Origin of the sequence: Microbacterium sp. NPDC056234 (assembly GCF_042267585.1) — a bacterium.
In the GTDB taxonomy this organism is placed as follows: domain Bacteria; phylum Actinomycetota; class Actinomycetes; order Actinomycetales; family Microbacteriaceae; genus Microbacterium.
This window is the reverse complement of the sequence record NZ_JBHJTE010000001.1, coordinates 832,142-851,881: the sequence shown is the minus strand read 5'-3', so window position 1 is coordinate 851,881 and position 19,740 is coordinate 832,142. Positions and strand designations below refer to the sequence as shown.

General features: G+C 67.3%; 13 protein-coding genes. 2 read left to right on the top strand and 11 right to left on the bottom strand.

Going from position 1 to position 19,740, the window contains the following annotated elements; all coding sequences use genetic code 11:
- The first annotated feature begins 87 nt into the window (after nt 1–87).
- Complete coding sequence (locus tag ACFCYE_RS04150; protein ID WP_376176539.1) at nt 88–858, top strand: alpha/beta fold hydrolase; 771 nt, start codon at nt 88–90, stop codon at nt 856–858.
- A 42-nt stretch (nt 859–900) separates the two neighbouring features.
- Complete coding sequence (locus ACFCYE_RS04145; protein WP_376176538.1) at nt 901–1,989, top strand: LacI family DNA-binding transcriptional regulator; 1,089 nt, start codon at nt 901–903, stop codon at nt 1,987–1,989.
- Nucleotides 1,990–2,040: 51 nt separating this feature from the next.
- On the opposite strand, the gene ACFCYE_RS04140 is transcribed toward ACFCYE_RS04145, so the two are convergent.
- The 11 genes from ACFCYE_RS04140 to ACFCYE_RS04090 all read right to left on the bottom strand — a co-directional run bounded on the left by ACFCYE_RS04140 (nt 2,041) and on the right by ACFCYE_RS04090 (nt 19,647).
- The gene (locus ACFCYE_RS04140; RefSeq protein ID WP_376176537.1) at nt 2,041–5,634 is read right to left on the bottom strand and encodes a carbohydrate-binding protein; all 3,594 of its coding nucleotides are present in this window, start codon (nt 5,632–5,634) and stop codon (nt 2,041–2,043) included.
- Nucleotides 5,635–5,721: 87 nt separating this feature from the next.
- The gene (locus ACFCYE_RS04135) at nt 5,722–7,119 is read right to left on the bottom strand and encodes a glycoside hydrolase family 28 protein (RefSeq protein ID WP_376176535.1); all 1,398 of its coding nucleotides are present in this window, start codon (nt 7,117–7,119) and stop codon (nt 5,722–5,724) included.
- Between the two features lie 63 nt (nt 7,120–7,182).
- The gene (locus ACFCYE_RS04130; protein WP_376176533.1) at nt 7,183–8,712 is read right to left on the bottom strand and encodes a glycoside hydrolase family 43 protein; all 1,530 of its coding nucleotides are present in this window, start codon (nt 8,710–8,712) and stop codon (nt 7,183–7,185) included.
- A gap of 11 nt (nt 8,713–8,723) precedes the next feature.
- Complete coding sequence (locus ACFCYE_RS04125; protein ID WP_376176531.1) at nt 8,724–11,642, bottom strand: hypothetical protein; 2,919 nt, start codon at nt 11,640–11,642, stop codon at nt 8,724–8,726.
- Between the two features lie 79 nt (nt 11,643–11,721).
- A complete protein-coding gene (locus tag ACFCYE_RS04120; RefSeq protein WP_376176529.1) occupies nt 11,722–12,732 on the bottom strand; it encodes a hydroxyacid dehydrogenase in 1,011 nt (336 codons plus the stop codon).
- Entirely contained in the window at nt 12,729–13,622 is an 894-nt protein-coding gene (locus tag ACFCYE_RS04115; protein ID WP_376176528.1) for a family 43 glycosylhydrolase, read from the bottom strand. Before ACFCYE_RS04115 ends, ACFCYE_RS04120 begins: the two co-directional genes overlap by 4 nt.
- The gene (locus ACFCYE_RS04110) at nt 13,619–15,625 is read right to left on the bottom strand and encodes an alpha-galactosidase (protein WP_376176526.1); all 2,007 of its coding nucleotides are present in this window, start codon (nt 15,623–15,625) and stop codon (nt 13,619–13,621) included. The genes ACFCYE_RS04115 and ACFCYE_RS04110 overlap by 4 nt, the downstream gene beginning before the upstream one ends.
- The gene (locus ACFCYE_RS04105) at nt 15,622–16,329 is read right to left on the bottom strand and encodes a hypothetical protein (RefSeq protein ID WP_376176524.1); all 708 of its coding nucleotides are present in this window, start codon (nt 16,327–16,329) and stop codon (nt 15,622–15,624) included. Before ACFCYE_RS04105 ends, ACFCYE_RS04110 begins: the two co-directional genes overlap by 4 nt.
- A complete protein-coding gene (locus ACFCYE_RS04100; RefSeq protein ID WP_376176522.1) occupies nt 16,326–17,216 on the bottom strand; it encodes a carbohydrate ABC transporter permease in 891 nt (296 codons plus the stop codon). The genes ACFCYE_RS04105 and ACFCYE_RS04100 overlap by 4 nt, the downstream gene beginning before the upstream one ends.
- Complete coding sequence (locus tag ACFCYE_RS04095) at nt 17,213–18,223, bottom strand: carbohydrate ABC transporter permease (RefSeq protein ID WP_376176520.1); 1,011 nt, start codon at nt 18,221–18,223, stop codon at nt 17,213–17,215. Before ACFCYE_RS04095 ends, ACFCYE_RS04100 begins: the two co-directional genes overlap by 4 nt.
- Before the next feature lie 80 nt (nt 18,224–18,303).
- Nucleotides 18,304–19,647: an ABC transporter substrate-binding protein gene (locus tag ACFCYE_RS04090; protein WP_376176518.1), complete on the bottom strand. Its 1,344-nt coding sequence runs from the start codon at nt 19,645–19,647 to the stop codon at nt 18,304–18,306.
- Nucleotides 19,648–19,740 lie beyond the last annotated feature (93 nt).

Sequence of the window (19,740 nt, the reverse complement as noted above, 5' to 3'; positions counted from 1 at the left end):
GACGAGCGAGCGCGGGCTGCGCGACCGTAGACTGCGACCGGAGCGGCTTCACCTCGCCGCTCGTCGTATGAAGACGAGGATCCGATCTTGGACAGAACGAAGGCGGACATCGGTCGGACACCTGTCATCCTCGTCCACGGCTGGGCCGGCAGCTCTCGCGCCTGGGACCGCGTCTCGGTGGAACTCATCACCGCGGGCGTCGCTGGGCCGGTCCTTGCGGTGGACCTGCCCGGTTCCCCGTCAGGCGGCACAACGGGTGACCCGACGATTCCGAGCGCCGTCGACCACGTGATCTCCATCGCGGAGTCGTTGAGCTCTCCAGCGGTGCTCGTCGGGCACTCGATGGGCGGGCAGATCACTCTCCGTGTCCACGCACGGCGACCGGACCTCGTCGCCGCGGAGGTCGTCCTCGACCCGGCGTACGGCGCGGCGGCGAGCGATGCCGCGAGCATGGCGATCCTCGAGGACGCCATCAGATCGAGTGGTCCAGGAGCGCTCGTCGACTTCTTCGAGTCCGGGTTCGGACAGCTCGATGCGGACAATCGTGAAACCATCCTCGCCGACCTGCACGCCACGTGTTCCGGAGTCCTCGCCTCATATCTGCGTTCGGAGTATCTCGACCCCGATTCCATCGGTTTCCGACCGTCGACAGAAGTCGCCGCCGCGCTCCGCACGAGGCCGCTGCTCGCCATTCATTCGTCCGAACGCGCCGCCGGAATCGAACGCGAACTCCTGCCACCTCCCGGATCGGTCGTCCAGCTCTGGCACGGACACGGGCACTTCCTCCACCTGGAGGATCCGGAACGGTTCGCACACGTGGCCGTGAACTGGCTCCGCGACATGGATCTAGTTACCTGAACTGCAGCCGGAAAGCGCCATCCATCGCGTAGATTTCCTCTTGTGAGCATCACCACGGGCGATGAGACCCCCGCGCGGCGCAACGCGTCGCCGGGACCGGAGAGGTCCGGCGGAGCCAACCTCGCCGACGTCGCGCGCCTGGCCGGCGTCTCACGCGCCACGGCTTCCCGGGTGCTGGCGGGCCGCGCCGCCGGCAAGGCGGCCAGCCACGCGCGAGTGCTGGCAGCGGCCGAGGAGCTCGGGTACGTCGTCAACGGCCTCGCCCGGTCCATGATGGGTGTCGGCATGCGCAGCATCGCCTTCGTGTCCAGCATGATGGTCGGCCCGACGTTCGCCTCGATGGCCGCCGGCGCAGAGGATGTCGCGACCGCCAACGGACATCTGTTCACGATGTGCACCACCGGCGGCGACGTCGAGCGAGAAGCAGCCCTGATCGACACGCTGACCGAACAGCGCGTGGCCGCGGTCCTCCTCGTCGGAGCGACCCCGGCCACCGAGGAGTTCGAGCAACGCGCCCAACGCTACGCTGACGCTCTCAGCCGCGTCGGCGCTCAGCTCATCCTCTGCGGCCGCGCAGCCCTGCCCCGTCTTCCGCACATCGCGTCCATCGACTACGACCACCGCGGCGGGGTGCACCGCGGAGTCGCGCACCTCGTCGGGCTCGGACACCGACGCATCGGGTTCGTGGGTTCCCTGGACGAGACGACGACATCCCATCAGCGCTTCCTGGGCTACCAGGACGGACTGTCCGACGCGGGGATCCCCTTCGACGAGGCGCTCAGCATCCCGAGCGGCAACACATCCGACGAGGCCGCGAGCGCCACGCGCGACTTCATCGTGAGCCACCAGGACGTCACAGCCATCGTTTGTCAGACCGACATCATGGCCGTCGGCGTGTGCCGTGCGCTGCACGAGGCCGGTATCCCCATCCCGCAGCAGGTGTCAGTCGTCGGCTTCGACGACATGCAGCTCGTCGCCGACCTCACGCCGTCCCTCACGACGGTGCGGGCGCCGTTCCACGATGTCGGCGAGCTCGCCGGGCGCATCGCGGTCGGGATGCCGTACAACGAACCGATCGTGCTGCCGAGCGAACTGATCGTGCGCGGGTCGTCCGGGCCCGTGGGAGGGTAGCGCGGAGAAGACGATGCGAAGGGCCGACCGCGCTCGGTCGGCCCTTCACGGTCAGTACGCTCCGAGATCCACCCAGGGACCGGATGGATCTCCCGGTTGCTGGTTGCGGGTCCACCACTCGGCTCGGAAGGCGTGCCCGTCGTGCGCCACGATCTCGCCGCCGGTGTAGACCCAGGATGCGGTCCAGGCGCGCACCTGCTCGCCGGCGTCGACGAGCGCTCCCTGTTCCATCCACGATCCGGTGACTGCGCTTCCAGGCACCTCGCTCCTCGACCACCATTGCGCGACGTAGGTCTTCCCGTCATGCGACACGTGATCGCCGGCGCCGTACGTCGCCGCAGCGTCCCAGGCCGGCGCGGGAGTGCCGACTGGCTTGACGCTGCCGAACAGACGCAGTTCGGCGACCCCGAGGATCTGGCCGTTCGCGATCCGGACGTAGCGGAACGAAGCATCCCCGTCGACCTGCCAGCGCTGCCAGTCGAGCGTCTTCGCAGGAACACGAGGCGTCAGGCGCGTCCACGTCTGCAGGTCGTTCGACCCCTCCAGCCGCATGTCGGCGATCCGCGACATGCCATAGCCGTCCTGCCGCACCAGCAGTTCGGCTCCCGTCAGCGAAACGACCTGAGCCGCACCGAAGTCCCACAGGTTCCCATAGATTCCCGCGTTCAGTCGGGTATCCGAATGGGTCGCAGGGTCGCCGTCCAGCATCCGCGCGGCGTACTGCGTCCATGCCGAATCGATCTGCCCGTCCGGCCGCAGCGACGCCGCGGCGCGGAACGCGTCGTCGATCAGACCGACGTCGCTCGACAGGTACAGCTCGGATCCGTCGGTGGTCGCGAAGATTCCGTCCGCCGGCCCACCATCAGGGGCCCGGAACTGCACAGCGAACGAGACCGCGCCGCCGGTCTCGGCATCTGCGGGGATCGTGGCCGTCACCAGCCATTCACCGTCGGCAGGCGAGGTCACCTCCGCCGGAATTCCGAGCACCGTCACCGCGACATCGGAGTTCTCGGCGGGGCCAGCCAGGTGCAGCTCCACTCGATCGTCCGCGACCACGCGACCGGCGACGGCATCCGGTGACGAGATGCTGACGGTCTCCATCGAACCAGCGGCCTCGCTGCGTACACCGTCGATACGGATGTCGGCGATGCTCCACAGGCCGGGATAACTCGGGTCCGACGGCACCCCGGGCTCATCGACCTGGAACTTCAGGAAGCGGTAGCGCTCCCTGCGCACCTCGGCGCGCACGTCGACCCATTCCATCGCGGCATCCTGTCCTGCGTTCGGATGCTCGGTCAGCAGCGTCCAGCTCGTCCCGTCGTCGGAACCGTAGACGTTCGTCCCCTCCGAACGATTCGCGAAAGTGTCCCTGGCCTGGAAACCGAACCGATCCGCGCTGACGCGGAACCCGGGTCCGAAGTCGAACGCGATGCTCGCTACGCGCTGATCGCCCCAATGGGTCTGGTTGTCTCCGTCGGTCAGCGCGATCAGCTGCGCGGTCGCCAGCGGTGGTGCCGTGACCAGCGTCCGATAGTCGAGCGGGCCGTCCGACAGTTCCGGATTCAGCAGCACCAGACCCGCCACGGCTTCGCCGAGCCGGTCCAACAGCGCGGCGAACTCCGCGGCATCCGTCGTGCCCGCCTCCTCGACGGCCTCGTCGCGTGCGGCGCTCAACGATACCCAGCTCGCCGCGGTGTAATCCGCCTGGTCGCCGACTTGCCCGTTCCACGCCTCGATCGCCGCTGCCCTGGTCTCGACGACGGTGATCGCGATCGGCAGAGCGGTGATGGTCGTCCCGTCCGACGCCGCCGCGACCATGTTCACTGTGCCGGTCTGCTCCGGCGTCCACGAGATCTCCGCTCCGACGAGCTCAGCGCCCACCGGTGCGTCCTGCAGCGTGAGCGAGACCGTCTCGCCGCCGGCATCCGTCGTCTCGAGCCTCCGCGTGAGCGTCTCGCCGGCCACCGCGACGATGTCGAGGACGGGCGCGTCCGCGAACTCCGGCGGGGTCAGCGTGCCGTTGGCCTGAGCGAGCACGCCCGCCACGTCGACGCGCGCATCCGAGCCGTGCGCTCTGAGGAACACGATGTTGTCGCCCACAGCTCCTGGCGTCTTCGCCTGGTCGAGATCCATCCACACGTATCGCCAGGCGCCATCCGTGTCCGGGACGACGACCTCGGCGAACGGCTCCTCCGTCGACGTCCGCGAAGCCTCCAACCGGGCGACGCTGTCGCTGCGAACCCGCACGCCGACCAGAGACCGCGTGCTCCGATCGCCCCAGACCGCGCGACGGACCGCGACCTGCGCGTCCTCCGCGCCGGCGTCCAGACGAACGAATGCCGTTCCGTCAGCATCCTCCTCACGCTGCGTCCCACCTCCCAACGGGATGCCGAATTGTTCGACCGACAGTTCGGCACCGTCCCCGACCGGCGCGACGGTGTCCTCAGCCTCCGCGAGTTCCTCGGGGAAGGCGACCCAGTACTCGGCTCCGGTGTAATCCGACCCGCGGTCGTTCCAGAAGTTCTGGATACCGGTCCCGTAGTAGTAGAGCGGGCCGTCGCGCTGCTCGTACAGTTCGGCGACGTGGGGCGCTTCGGTCTCGACGTCGACGCCGGCGACGTAGCGATACTGCAGGTAGGTCTCGCTGAGCGGATCCTGCAGTCGCCCACGATAGGCCTGGGAGAGAGAGCCGCCCTCGGTCGCCGGGACGTACGGAACTTCCTCACCCATCATGAACGCGTAGAACGTGTCCGCGCCGTCGAGGATGCGATGGTCCAGGAAGTCGTAGGGAGAGACGGCGCCCTCGGCATCCGACACCGTGCCGTGCACCGGATCGAGCTTCGTCCCCTGCGTCTCGACGATGCGGGCGAGCGCGACCAAGAGGTCGACGTCTCCCTGGCCGTGCGCCTGGTCGCGCAGCATCTCCATGTGCTGGATGAAGCTCTCGCCGGTGGGGTTCGCCGGATCGTCAGCGGGAATCTCGCGGAAGAGTTCAGCGAGAGAGCCGTTCACGTTCCCGCCGTACAGGTCGTGCTCGCTCTCATACCCGGCGTTGACGGTGAACCATTCGACGCGCTCGGCATAGAGGTCGGCATCATCGAGGAAGATCGCGGCCGCGACCATCCCGATGACCCCGTAGAGATGCTGGTTCCACAACCTGTTCTGCGAATAGAGGAAGGTATCCATCACGGGTCGGACGAGGTTGTCCTCGATCCGCTGCTGATCCTCGGCCGTCCACCGCAGGTCGTATCCGTCGAGTTCGGTGTTGACCGGCTCGGTTCCGCGGATCACCTCGGCGGCGATCAGCATGTAATACAGCGGGACTCCCGTGTGGATGTGCGCGTCGCCGAAGTACGCGTACTTCTCCGGGTCCAGGCTGCTCCAGGTCCGCAGGACGTGGAGCGCATTCGCGCGGTATCGCTCATCACCGGTGACGACGTAGTCCAGCGCCTGCGCCATCGCGCCGAGGCTGTCCCTCAGGGCACTGGACCGCATGCCCGCACTGGCGTAGGCGTCGTTCTTCGGCAGGTCGGTGCCCGGCTGAGCGTTCTCGGCCCGGAAATCCACGGCCGCGTAACGCGTCTGCGTCATCGCCTCGTGATAGCTCGACCATGGCTCGACACCGGCGAGCACCTGAGTGCGCATGTTCCCGAGCTGACCGGCAGTGAAGCCGATGCCCGGGTGCGTGAAGCCATCGATCTCTCTCCTTTTCTCACGCGAGTTCGTGCTCGTTCAGAGCACCGATGTCCGCGATTCAGTCGCATCGAGCACGGTGACGTCGTCAGCGAGCACTGTGCAGCCCTCGATGAGGTAAGGCGGTCGCACATCGGGCTGCCGCGCCTGCAGGAGTACCGCCTCGAGACGGAGCGCCTCGACGTTGCGCACGTCGACGAACGTCGTCCGACTCCACGTCGGGAAGTAGTTGGAGGATGCGCCGTCAGTACTCACCCGCAGACCGTCGACCACTTCCGGATAATCCTCGAGCGGATGCGACGGCACCTGCACGCCGCCCCAGGGGACGTAGGTGATGTCGCGCAGAGTGAGGAACCGAATCGGGGCGGTCGCACCCGCATCCACACGGATTCCCGCGAACTCGGCGGCTCCCTGGATGTCATGATCGAATCGCCACTGCTCCTCGGCCATCTTCTCGGAGTCGACCGCGGTCAGACCCGACACCCGGATGTGTGAGAGCTCCCCGATCTCCGGCATGCTCTCCAGTTCCTTTGACGAGCCGAGGCCGTCGGGCTCGAAGCGATTGTTCAAGAGGAACCAGAGCGGCCGGCGGACGTCGTGCATGATCAGGTCGCTGATCGCGATACGGGTGATGACTCCGCCCTCGGTGCACTCGATCTTGACGCCCTCTCGCAGCACGGACGTCATGGTGATGCCCTGGATGGTGACGTCGCTGATCGTGCCGATGGACTTCAGGCCGATGCGGATGCCGGCACAGACCGAGCTCAGCTCGCAATCGCTGATGTGGACATCGCGAGTGGGGTACTCGCGGCGCGACGACTGCAGACAGATGTTGTCATCCGTGCCGGTGATGTGGCATCCGCGCACGTAGACGTGCTGGCAGCCGTCGAAGTTCAGCCCGTCGCCGTTGAAGTTCGATTCGTTGTGGATCCGCACGTTCTCGACCCAGATCCAGCGCGAGTCCAGGAACGCCGTGGTCCAGCCCGGAGCGTCGAGAAGCTGGAGGTCGCGCACCCGCACGTGACTCGCCCGGAGCGTGCGGAGCATCATGGCTCGCGGAGCCGGTCCAGTCCGCGGGAACGCGGGGCCGTTGCCGTTGATCTCGCCCGGCCCGCTCAACGTGACGTGTTCGACGTCCTCCGCGAACAGCAGACATCGGTCGAGGTCCGGCTCATTCCGGTAGCGGTTGTGGTGGACGTTCTCGGGATAGTCCTCGATGTCGGCGCTGGCCAGCAGCCGCGCCGATGCGGCGATGTGCAGCTCGACTCTCGAGCGGAGGAACAGCGTGCCCGTGAGGTAGGTGCCGTGTTCGACCACGACTCGTCCGCCACCGGCGTCTGCGCAGGCGTCCAGCGCCGCCTGCAGCGCTGCGGTGTCCTTCGTCGTGCCGTCACCCACCGCTCCGTGATCACGGGGGTCGAAGTTCGCTCGCATCATCTGGCTCCTGCTCCTGGCTCGCCGGTGGCCGTCCGGCGAGACGCACATCTCGGATGAGTGGTTTCAGGTCTCGCGCTGCGTCAGCGAGAGATCGCCGAAGTCGGCACTCCAGCCGCGCGAGTCGAGATCCTCGGCGCGCACGCCGAAGAACAATCCGGTGAACCTCAGGCGGCCGCCATGGTCGTCGGACAGCGTCCACGCCGGGTGGACGCCGGGAACCGGATGCTCCTTGCCACCGGCATCCGTCCATGCGAAGGTCAGGTCCGGCCCGCGCAGGCGCGCGATCAGCCCCACGGGGCCGTCGGCGATCGGCACGGCCGCCGACCGAACGGTGCGCGAACCGTCGCGGCAGATGATCCGAAGATGCCGCCCGTTCTCGGCATCCCAGGTGAGCTGCACCTGGATCCACCCGGCACGGTCGTACCAGGCGATGATCCCTGCACTCTCCCTGGTCGAACGCGGTTCGGCATCCACCACCGCCGAGAAGTCGATCGCGTGCTCCTCGGCCCGCGTGAGGATCATCGACTGATCGAACACGGATGCCGTGGAGTGTCCGCCGCGCAACCGGAGCCATCCCGGCCGTTCGGTGAGCGATCCGGACGCGAGCGGCGCACGCAGCGTCGACCACCGACGCCCGTCGAGCGCCCGGGCGTCGAACCGTTCGACCCAGGACGACTCCCGCGCCGCGCCGGGACCGACGGAGGCGTGATGCCCGCCGTCCGCCAGCCGCAACCAGCCATCATCACCGAACACCACCCGCTGAAGGCAGGTCTCCCGACCGAGAGTGCTGTACCGCTCGCCGAGATGCAGCGTCGGCCGACTGGCCAGATGCACGAGCATCCACTCACCGTCCGGCGTCTGGACCAGTTCACCGTGGCCGGCCTTCTGCAGCGGGATGCCGGGGGCGTCGCGGCTCGTCAGCACGAAGGGCTCCGGGTCGCGTTCGTATGGACCGGTGCGTTCCCGCGAGCGCGCGACCGTGATCGCGTGATTCCACCCGGTGCCGCCGGCGGCGAGCAGCAGGTAATACCAGTCGCCGATACGGTACAGGTTCGGCCCCTCGACGAGAGTGGGCTCCTGGTACAGCAGGGCGGCATCGCCCGCCGCCCGCCCCTCATCGGGCAGGTACTCCTCGAGCACGATGCCCCCGAACGATGGGTGCTCCGGCCGCTGGTCCCACTGCACGCCGGTGATCCAGTGCGTGCCGTCCGCGTCGTGGAAGAACGAGAAGTCGAACCCGCGGGAACCCAGATGGACCGGTTCGCTCCAGGGCCCGTCGATGCTCTCGGCGGTCACGACATAGTTGTCGATGTCCTTGTCGTCGCCGTCCATCGTGCGGACGATCGAATACGCCAGCCAGAACTTCCCGTCCGCGTGCGTGAGGCTCGGCGCCCACACGCCTCCCGAATCGGGGATGCCGCGCAGGTCGAGATCCAGCGCATGCCCGACGACCGTCCACGTCCGCAGGTCCTTCGAGTGATGCAGCCGCACCGCCGGGTGGTACTCGAACGTGCTCGTCGCGATGTAGTAGTCCTCGCCGACGCGCAGGATCGACGGGTCGGGGTTGAAGCCCCGCAGGATCGGGTTCTGCATGATGCTCCTGGTCAGTCTCGAGACGCCGGGTCGAACAGTACGACGGTCTCGCCGGGACCGACCCAGCGCTGCTTCGGCAGCGCGACTCCGCGTCCGGTCGCGCAGTCGATCCCCCGACCGCTGGCGGGGCATCTGTATGCGAAGGTCTGATCCGACGTGGTGTTCATGGCGATGTGGTACCCGGCATACGAGAGTCGATAGAACGGCGCCCGCCCGGACTCAACCGCCTCGACACCGGTCTCGGTCGCGCCGAGTTTGGGGTCCATATCCGCCGGAGTCGAGGCGATCGGCAGTTCCTCTCCCGCGAACGCCTGCTGGATCGCCGGACCCGGAGGAGCGAATCCGCCCGGGAACAGACCATTCCCGTCGCTGTCGTTGATCGTGTAGTCCCAGCACACCCAGTCCTGGATCGCAAAGATCCCCACCGGTGGCGTGGAGCCGAACTCGACCTCGCTGCGCACCGTCGCACTGCGCTCGGCATCAGGACGCAGCAGATGCACGCGCGACCAACTGTTCACGGCCTGTCGTGCGCGCCAGTACAGCGAGGCGTACAGCACTTCGTCCCCGCGTTTGACCGCCAGGACTCCGGTGGTCGCATCCGCGAACAGGAAGTCGGGTTGCCCCCAGCCCGCGGGAAGGCGCTTGGTGCTCGGCGCGGCGGCGCGGAAGGCCGGAAGGTCGTGGATCAGGAAGCGCGCGGCGTTCAGCCCGATTCGGCTGGACCGATCCGTGTGCAGCGTCTCGAGGATCGGACCGAACTGTCCGTCGTCGATCATCTCCTGCGTCCAGCCCACCAACGCACGCGACGGGAACACGGATGCCGCCTGCATGGGGTTGACGTCCTTGTCGGTGGGCGTCGCGTACACGACCAATCCCGAGTAGTGCTCGTTGCGCCATCCCACGACGGATTCCAGGCGCATGACGCGTTCACCATCAGCTCCGAAGCCCTCATGCCGGAACCAGCCTCGCGACTGAAGACACGTTTCGATGTGTGCGCGGAGCGTCTCGTCCTCGCGGCGGATCGCGCCGCGGGTCACCGCCTCGTACATTCCCGTCAGCAGATCTCCGGTGATCTCGCCGTACCCGCCCACGTATCCAAGCTCACGGCTCAGCCCCTTGGCGCTGTATATCCGGTAGTTCCGACCGAGTTTCCACTTCTTGCTGCCGTCGGGGTTCTCCCCGCTCGAGAGCGGCAGCAGTCCGACCGCCTCGTAGATCCACTCCCGTGCACGTTCTTCCGGCCAGGCATCCGCCGGCGAGAGGAGTTCGAGACCCTTGTTGCACAGGTAGATGCCGAGGCTCGTGAACTGGACCTGGTTGGTGTAGTGCCGCTGATTCTGACGCCAGTACTCCCGGCTGGCGAGCAGCATCTCCCGATAGGCGTCCCTGCGCACCGGCAGGTCCGGGGACTGCGGGGCTGCCCCCTCCGTCTGCACGAGTTCGACGTCATCGAACCACGCCGTGCCGGCGCCCTCCACTCGGAGATCGATGCGGATCGCCGCCGCGTTCACCGGAACGGCGAGGTCCGCCGTGATCTGCTCCCAATCGTGCGTTCCTCCCGCCGCATAGAACTTGCGGTCGGACTGCACGACCGCTCCGGCGGCGTCGTAGAACAGGACGTCGAGATAGGGCCCGACGCCGCTCACGGCATCGGTACGGCACCAGACGGATACGGCGTACGAGCCGGTCCCGACGAGAGGGCGGCTCCCCGTGCCGAGCGTGACGCCGATGACGCTTCCGCCCGCTGCGGGATCCGCGGTCACTCGGATCGAACCGGCACCGGAGTGGAAGGTCTGCTCGTCCGGCGCGACAGAGCCAGTACCGCGCCACTTCTGGACGGACCAGCCGGCTGTTCCCGCTTCGAACCCCGGATTCGGCACCGACGTCGAGCCCTGCATCACCTTCGCCGCCAGCAGAGGCTCGATGTCGCTCCACAGCGTGTCGAGTGCCAGGGCGACACGACCGAATCCGAGCCACTGCTGGCCGGAGGCCGTGAGGACGGCGTCGTTGGCCTTCCATGCCAGATAGTTGGCATCGATGGCCTCGCAGATCTTCGTCAGTGCGAGGTCGGACCGATGGGCGGGGCCGTCCTTCCAGGTGTACCCGAGCGCCAGCGTCATCCACGCCCAGGGATCGATCGACGCGGAGGGCTTGCCGTGCAGCAATTGCCGCTGCTCCTCCAGGACCCGCTCGCGCACGAGTGCGACGGCATCCTCCGAATCATCCGCGCGACGGTGGAGCGGTGCAGGAGCCCCGAATGGATCGTCGGAGGCCGGGACGAAGTAGGCATCCACATGCGTGTACGCCGCATAGATCGGCCGGGTCGGCGTCGTCATGACCCGGTAGTAATTGTCCGCGTTCCCGTACGACCACAGTCGTCCGAGCGAGCGAACCTCCAACTCCAGCTCGTGCTTGCCCGCGGTCATCTTCTCCGGCAGCGGGATCGAATGCACGTAGAACTGACCGGCGATGCGCGGTTCGACGCTGTTCTGGTCGAGGCTGTCGACCGGTCCCTGCTCGAACCATCCCACGGCCTTGCCGTCGACGAACAATTGCAGGCGCCACTCCTGCTCCACACTGCCGAAGTCCTCACCCCAGAGCTTGACCGAGACATAGGTCGTGCGGGCCGGGTCGACCTTCATTCGAAACCGCATTGTCCCGCCCCAGACCTCCGCAGGTTCCTTCGGGTCCAGAGTGCGCGCGGGCTGCGCGAGCGCACCAGCGACCGTCGACGATCCGGAGGCGGCAAGAGCGTGCAGACTCTCCGAAGCGACATCTCCGAACCCGATCCGGTCGAGCGCATGCGGGCGAACAGCCGTCGCCACCTGCGCCGGCTCTGACGCGTGCGCCTCGGAGGGGTTCCAGATCGCAGGGAGAGCAAGCGCCAGGCCGGAGGCCTGCACGAAGGTACGACGATTGAGAGTGGGCATTCGGTCTCCTTTGTCCGATGCGCGCTCGTGCGCGCTGTACGTTGTGTGCGTCACTTCGTCTCCGACGGACGCCTCGCTGTCATCGCGCGCTCGCGAACCCCGGCACCTGCTCGAACGCATGGAAGGGCTCGCCTGTGACGTATCGGGCGACTTCGTCGACGACGTCGCGCCCGAGGCGGTGCAGCTCGTTGCCGGTGGCACCCGCGATGTGCGGTGTGAGGATCACGTTCGGCAGGCTCCACAACTCATCGTCGGCAGGCAGCGGCTCCGGATCCGTCACGTCGAGGATGGCGTCGATCCGGCCGGTGCGCACGTGGACGCGCAACGCCTCGTGATCGACGAGAGATCCGCGGGCCGTGTTGATCAGGACCGCTCCGTCGCGGAGCAGCGCCAGTTCGGGGGAACCGATCATGCGCTCGGTCTCCGCGGATGCCGGCGCATGCAGCGACACGATGTCGGACGCCTCCAGAAGCTCGTCGAGCCCGACCTTCTGCGCACCGAGCGTCGTCACTTCGGTCTCGGACGCATACGGGTCGTAGACGAGCACACGGAAGTCGGTGGGCATCAGCAGCTGCGCGGTTCGCCGGCCGATCCGTGAGGCTCCGATGATGCCCACGGTGCGGCCGAAGTTGCCCGTGTCGGCGAGCTCGCGTTCGCGGTCGATGAAGACGCGCCCATCCCGATAGAGCTGCTCGGCATAGCGTGCCCGCTTGCCCGCGAGCACGATCGTGGCCACCGTGTACTCGGCGACGGCCTGCGCGTTGCCCTCGCCGGCGTTCGTGAAGCCGATGCCACGCCGGGCCGCTTCCGCCGTGTCGAGAACAGCAGAGGCCGATCCGCCGGCGAAGACGACGGCCCCGAGCCGCGGCATCCGGTCCATCAGGTCGGCATCGATGCGCGGACAGCCCCACCCTGCGAGAAGGATCTCGGCATCGGCGAGCCGCACCAGCGCGTCTGCGCTGGTGAAGTCGGTGAGCACGTCGCCAGGCAGGTCGACCAGCTCCTCCAATCGCGACCGATGCGGGCCGAACAGGTTGTCCATCAGCGCGGGCGGGTTCATCGCTGCCTCTGCGCGCGGGCGAGCCGTCACGTCGTCATCTCCTCGAGGTTCCATTCATCGCGCCAGACCAGCTCCGCGCGACCGTCTTCGATCCGCATCGGCAGCCACACGGGCGCCGAGGATGCGAGGTCGTCGCGATCCCACCGGTCGCCGAAGTAGACGTGCCCACCGTCCACCGGCAGCACGACGCTGACCTGCGAGTCGAAGGTGCGGCTGCCGGCCGGTGCGAAGTCCTGCCACGTCGACCAGGGGCCTTCGAGCGCCGTCGCCGTGGCGTACTTGTTGTCGTTGAGATCCCACCCGGTCAGATCCGATCCGAAGAGGTAGTAGACGCCGCCGTGCTTGACGAGGGAAGGCGACTCGTACCCGATCTCGGGTCGATCCTGCTGACGCAGCGTCGCCACGATGGCCTCCACACCGCAGTAGTCGTCCCGCAGGCGATAGATGTGCAGACCGTTCTCACGGTCTTCGGAGAGGAGATAGCCGACGCCATCCTCCTGGTAGACGCCGATGTCCCGACTGATATTGCCGAGCGGACGCTCGCTCCCGAGGTACTCGTACGGTCCCTCGGGCCGGTGGGCGACGGCGTATCCGACCTTCGCCCCCGCGTAGTCGGCACTCTCGACGTGCAGGATCAGCACCCACCGTCCATCCGGCCGTTGCAGGGCCTTCGGGCGCTCGATGATGCGGTCCGGTGCGAGGTCGCCGTCGCCGGCGCACAGCGCGTCGCCGACGAACTCCCAGGTCGCGAGGTCGTCCGAGCGATAGCACGCGACCGCGGTGAACCGATCGCCGGCGATCTTGTCCTCGCCCCACGCGTACCAGTGCTCGCCGACACGCTGGATGCCGATGCCGTGGAGCTGGGCGACCTGCCCTCGGTCGTCGATGAAGAGCTCGCCCGTCCGGATGCCGGCGCTCATGCCCGTTCCTCCCTGACGCGGAACACACGAGCCCCGACCCCCGCGCTGGTGTCGATGCGGATGCCATCGCTCGCGTGATCGAGGGTCCACGAGGTGTCGCCCTCGGGAAAGAGCTGCACGACGTCGCCGGTGATCCCCGGCAACTCGATGGAGCGGACGTCGTCCGCACGGTCCCAGACGAACAGCAGCGCTTCCGCCCCGCCGCGCAGTCCGAGGCACACAGCATCGTCCTCCCAGCCGGGGAGACCGAGCGGCCAGAACGGCTGCGAATCCGCAAGCCTGCCACGCAGCTGCTTGTGCAGCGCGACCGCCTCGGAGACGAGTTCCCGCTGTGCATCGCGCAGCTCGCCGAGGAAGCCCGAGAGATACAGCCGGCCGCTGAGTCCGGTCACGAGCGTGAACGCCGTCTCGGCGTCCGTCATCCCAACAGCCGGGTACGCCCAGTTTCCGCACTGCTCGGGCAGGATCGATGCGGGCGCGGATGCCGCGATCGGCGGATAGAAGCGGAAGTCCTGCTGATCGCTGGTGGACTGCAGGTGCGTCCGCGACAGGAACGCATAGTCTGCACGCATCGCGCCCGAGGCGCAGTTCTCGATCAAGAGGCCTGGATGCCGCGCCTGCACGCCGTCCAGCCATTCGCCGAAGGCTCTGACGTGTCCGAGCAGTCCGTCACCGGCCGCGGTCGCGAGCCACTCGGTACCTGCGCCGGGGTTGATGTTGTAGTCCAGCTTCAGGAAGCTGACTCCGTAGTCGTTCACGAGACGATCGACGGTCTCATCGAGATGGGCGCGCGCCGCCGGGTGGCGGAAGTCGAGGTGGTATCGGTCGTGCTCACGCACCCGGGTGCCGAAGCGGCGGAAGAACGCGTCCTCCGGGAGCGCCGAGGCTGCGGCGCTTCGAATACCGACGACCTCCGGCTCCAGCCAGAGACCCGATCGCATGCCCGCCGCGTGGATCTCGTCGATGATCCCGCGAAGGCCACGGTCGTCGAAGCGACGCGTCGCCTCCCGCCATTCCCCGACCGTGTCCCACCAGTCGCCGATCTCCGGATCGGCGAACCACCCGGCATCGATGCAGAACACCTCGGCACCGGCATCCGCCGCCGCCGAGATCAGAGGGCTCAGCGCTGCGGAACTCGGCTGCCCCATCAGCGTGTTCATGAAGTCGTTGTAGACGATCGGAAGTGCCGATCCGTCTGGCCGACGGGTCGCCCGACGATGAGTCGTGAGACCGGCGAACGCCATCTCGACGTCTGCACCGACGGCGAGCGCGACCGGAGCCGTGACGAAGACGTCGTCACCGGACAGCGTGTGGGCGAACTGGTGCTCCAGATCCGTCGGACCGAGGAGCGAGACCGTGAGGCCGTCGAGTCCCTGACTGATGTCGACGTGCCAGCCGGCGCCGCTCTCGATCTGCCAGGCGACGGTGTCGCCGGAACCATCGACGAGCGCACCGACGGGCAGATGCTCTCCCGTCGGCCACGCACCGTGGCTGGTGAGCGACGCGTGCCCTCGCCCATCCTGCGCATGGACGGGAAGCGAGAGCGGAGGAAGCTCGTCGGTGAGCGGCCGCCGGTGCCAACGGTTCTCTGCCAGCCATTCGCTGCGGGCGGTCAGCAGGTCGTAGGCCGAGCCCGTGTCGGCGTGCTCTCCCAGGCCGAGAGTGAGCGAACTGACGGCGGTGACGACGACCGGGTCGCTGGTCGCCCGGACGGTGTGCTGCACGCGCAACGCCGTTCCCGAGAGCGTGAGCGAGCTCGTCACCTCGAGTCCGGTGCGCACGTCGCGCTGCACGATCGTCACGGCATCGGCACCGACCTCCGAGTCGATGGGCCGCAGCCGCGATCCGACGGCCGAACGGACGTACGCCTGGCTCGTCCGCGCGCGTTGCTCGGCTGAGGTGAAGACCTCGATGAAGGGGACCGGTCGGCCGCCGTTCACCGACACCGTCGCGGGCTCATCGTCTTTCCACCCGACGGTGAAGTCACCGAGCCGGGCCGTCATGCGCCCACCCGCTCGTGCGCGCCCGCGAACCCCAGCGTGCGGTTGCAGATGACGGCTCCCACGGCGGCGAGCGCGGGGGCCGAGAACCACGCGACCGCGCCCACGACGGGCAGCGTGGTCGCGATGACCGCGATGCCGGCGAGCAGCAGCCACGCCAGCGCGAGATGCGGGCGCAGCAATACGATGCGTCCCGCGGCGACCACGAGCGCGACGCCGCGCAACTCGGATCCCGCGGCCACCACGAAGATCGAGGAGAGCAGCACGACCACCGCGACGGCGGCCAGGGCGGCGCCTCCCAGGAGCACCCCGGCGTCCGCCCCGAGGAGCGCGACGTCATAGCCGAGCACGACGACACCGGCACCGACGACGAGTGCGGCCGCCCAGCGGGTGCGCACGGCATCCGCGAACGCTCGCCAGAAGACGCGCCCGGCGTGGGCGCTCGCCCCCTGAGTCAGCAGCCGATCGGCGGCGATGACCAGCGCCTGGAGCGCCGGAGCGAGCGGCAGCAGCGACACCGCCCCCAGCCACAGCGCAAGGTGGGTCGATTGCCACCCCACCAGCGCCTGGAACACCAGCACCGGTGCGAGGCACACGACGAAGGAGGCCGAGAGGAGGAAGTACTCGAACACCGCCAGCAGCAGCGTGGCCACAGCCCCGTCGTACCCGAGCAGTCGTCCGATCCGGGAGGTCGTGACGGCGCTCATCCCTTCACCGCCCCGACGGACATGCCTTTGATGAAGTAGCGCTGGAAGCCGGCGAAGATCGCGATCGACGGGATGATCGCGAGGATCGCGCCGGTGTAGATGAGCTGCCACTGCGAGGTGAGCAGTCCTACCATGCGGTTGATCGCGACGTTGATGGTTCCGGCCGACGATGAGTCGAGGAACACCAGCGGGATGAAGAAGTCGTTCCACAGGCCCAGCGCCTGGATGATGACGAAGGCGCTCGTCACCGGCATCAGCATCGGGAAGACGATGAGCCAGAACGTGCGCAGCCGTCCGGCGCCGTCGACGTGCGCCGCCTCTTCGACCTCGACCGGGATGCCCTTGATGAAGCTGCAGTACAACAGGATGCCGAAGCTCGCAGCTCCTCCGAGGTGGACGAGGATGACCGCGGTCAGCGTGCTGTACAGGCCGACATCGTTGAAGCCCTTCACCAGCGGGATCATCCTCACCTGGAACGGGATCATGAGTCCGGCGATGAACAGGACGTACAGGAAGCGCCCGGTCCATCCCCCTACGCGCTCGATGCCGTACGCGGCCATCGGCACGATGGCGACCAGCAGGACGACCGTGCCGACGGTGATGATGAGGGTGTTCAGCAGCGCCTCGGGATAGTCGGTCTGCTGGAACAGCGCGATGTAGTTGTCGAGCGTGAACTGCGTGGGCAGGCCCATCGGGTCGATCGTGATCTCCGAGTACGACCGGAAGGACTGCAGCAGCGCGTAGACGACCGGAGAAGCGACCGCCAGCACCAGGAGCGACAGGACGATCATCACGATGATCTCGCCGATCGTCCACTTCTTCTTCTCGCGCGGAGTCCGCGTCTTCTTCGGCAGCACCTGCGCGCGCGTGGCGTCTGCAGCACTCATGCTTGGATCTCCCTCTTGCGCATGTAGGCGTTCGCTCCCACCGTGCTGACGATCACGACGAGGAACAGCACGACGGCGGCGGCCGAACCGAACCCGGCACGGTACTCGCCGAAGCCGACCTTGTAGATGAAGAACGCCATGGTCTCGCTCACGAACCCCGGGCCACCGGAGGTCAGCACCATGACCTGATCGAAGATCACCCAGCCGGCGATCATCGCCAGCGTCATGTTGACGGTGACGGCGCCGGCGATCATCGGCCACGTGACGTTCCAGAACACCTTCCAGCTGCCGGCCCCATCGATGCGCGCTGCTTCCAGCAGCTCCTGGGGCACCGACTGCAGGTTCGCGAGGTAGATCAGCGTGGTGTTGCCACCCAGCGTGAAGCAGGTGATGAACAGGATGACCCAGACGACGATGCTGCTGTCGCCCAGCCAGTCCCGTGCCCACTCCGGCATCCCGAGGTCCCGCAGCATCGTGTTGACGATGCCGAAGTTGTAGTTGAGCAGGTACTTCCAGATCGTCGCCATGATGAAGGCGCTGACCAGCGCCGGCAGGTATACGGCGGTGCGGAACAGGCCCTGCGCGTGGTTGAGCTTGTCGAGCATGAGAGCGACGAGCAGCGCGATCACGTTGATGACGAGTGCTGAGCCGAGCCCGAGGATGAGAGTGTTCTTCACCGCGTTCCAGAAGCGGTCACTGGTCAGAATGTCCTCGTAGTTCTGGACGCCGACGTAGTCGTACGACTCGCTGATGCCGTCCCAGTTCGTGAAGCTGAGCTGCACGGACTGCAACGACGGGACGATCACCATCAGCAGGTAGATGATGAGCGCGGGCGCGACGAACCCGAGGAGCACGAGTCGCCCCCGCGCTGCGACGCGCAGACCGCGTCGTCGCGATGCCGGTGGCGGCGGCGCATCGGGCGCCCCTTTGAGGGGCTGTTCGCCGGTGAGCAGGGCCGCGGCGCTGACGACGCCGGCACCACCCTCCATTGAGCTCTGATCGCTCATGTGTCCTCCTACGGGCACGGGACGTGTACGGATGTCGGGGGTCCGAGCGGCGGGGAAGCCACTCGGACCCCGGGGCAGGCTCAGCCGGCGGCGGCGACCTGGGCGTCGAGTTCGGCCTGCGATTTCTCGATCGTCTGATCGATCGTCGTCTGCTTGTCCTGCATCTCGATGCGCGCCTGACGGAAGAACGTGTTGAAGGCGCTGAAGGTGCTGATCTCGGGCGCGTTCTCGTACCAGACGAGGTTCGGGTTCTCCAGCAGCGCGAAGTAGTCGGCGGCGCCGGGGATCGAGTCGTTCTGCGTGACCTCATCCGACTTGACGATGTTCGGCGACAGCCAGCCGTTCTCCTGCATGAGGTTCGCCGCATCCACGGAGTAGAAGTAGGTCAGGAACTCCACCGAGGAAGCCATCACATCCTCGTCCTCCGCCGCCTGGGAGGAGATTGCCAGACCGCCGGCGGTGTCGCCGATGGGGCTGTTCTTGAGGACGTAGATCTTGCCGTCCTCCGCGGGGATGATGAACATCCCGGCGTTGAAGTCGGGGTCCACCTTGCTGATGTCCATCAGTCGGCCGAGTCCGGCAGAGGACGTCGCCATCACGGCTTGATCGTTGACGAGGAGCGTCGTGGTCTGGGCATCCGCCGTGGACTGCCAGCCCTGCAGCAGGAAGTTGTCGGTGATGTACGACAGTTTGTCGAGGGAGTCGCGCAGGTCCTCGACCGATGCATCGCCTTCGGCAGCGACGTTCCAGAATCCGCCCTGGTCGCTGTACTCCGCAAAGGTGGGGGCGGCGAGCGGCTTGTAGAGCTGGTCGGCCGGCCACACCTCGGCTGCCGCGGTGGCGAGCGGCACGTCGCCGTTCGACTTGATGTCCTCCATGAGCGAGATGAACTCGTCGTAGGTGGCCGGAACCTCGAGATCGTGCTCCTCGAAGTAGTCCTTGTTGTAGACGACGTTGATGCCGATCTCGCCGTTGAGAGCGCTGTAAGGCGTCGTGTAGACGTTCCCGTCGGCAGCGGCGGCGAACGCCTCCGGCTGCAGCAGATCGGTGACCTCGGTCGGGATCGGCGCGAGCTTGCCTGCGTTGACGTACGTCAGAGTGTCGCGCATGTCGACGATCGCCGGCCACTTCCCCGTAGCGTCGACGGTCTTGAGCGCGGTCGCGTAGTCGCTGCCGGCTGGCAGCGGGTCGAGTTCGACGACCGTCGAGTCGCTCTGCTCGTTGAAGTCCTTCACGAGCGCGTCGACGGTCGCGTTCCAGGTGTCGTCGCCAGTCGCGTAGAGGAAGCGGATGGTCGTCTTGCCGCCCGCGTCGCCGCCGTCGCTCGAGTTCGAGCAGCCGGCGAGCGCAAGCGCGGCGACGGCCGCCGAAACGGCGACCAACGCGACCCGGCGGGCCGTCGGACGCATCATTGCGTGTGTCATTGCATCTCCCTTGATCATGGGCCGAAGCGGCTCCGTCAAGGGACTGTAACCCAGATGGCGAACGCTTTCCAAGCAAAATGTGAAACTAGTTGC

Coding starts and splice junctions, on each gene's coding strand:
- ACFCYE_RS04140 (WP_376176537.1), bottom strand. CDS start 5,634: ATGCGCACTCAGGTGCTCGCCGGTGTCGAGCCATGGTCGAGCTATCAC.
- ACFCYE_RS04135 (WP_376176535.1), bottom strand. CDS start 7,119: ATGATGCGAGCGAACTTCGACCCCCGTGATCACGGAGCGGTGGGTGAC.
- ACFCYE_RS04130 (WP_376176533.1), bottom strand. CDS start 8,712: ATGCAGAACCCGATCCTGCGGGGCTTCAACCCCGACCCGTCGATCCTG.
- ACFCYE_RS04125 (WP_376176531.1), bottom strand. CDS start 11,642: ATGCCCACTCTCAATCGTCGTACCTTCGTGCAGGCCTCCGGCCTGGCG.
- ACFCYE_RS04115 (WP_376176528.1), bottom strand. CDS start 13,622: ATGAGCGCCGGCATCCGGACGGGCGAGCTCTTCATCGACGACCGAGGG.
- ACFCYE_RS04110 (WP_376176526.1), bottom strand. CDS start 15,625: ATGACGGCCCGGCTCGGTGACTTCACCGTCGGGTGGAAAGACGATGAG.
- ACFCYE_RS04105 (WP_376176524.1), bottom strand. CDS start 16,329: ATGAGCGCCGTCACGACCTCCCGGATCGGACGACTGCTCGGGTACGAC.
- ACFCYE_RS04100 (WP_376176522.1), bottom strand. CDS start 17,216: ATGAGTGCTGCAGACGCCACGCGCGCGCAGGTGCTGCCGAAGAAGACG.
- ACFCYE_RS04095 (WP_376176520.1), bottom strand. CDS start 18,223: ATGAGCGATCAGAGCTCAATGGAGGGTGGTGCCGGCGTCGTCAGCGCC.
- ACFCYE_RS04090 (WP_376176518.1), bottom strand. CDS start 19,647: ATGACACACGCAATGATGCGTCCGACGGCCCGCCGGGTCGCGTTGGTC.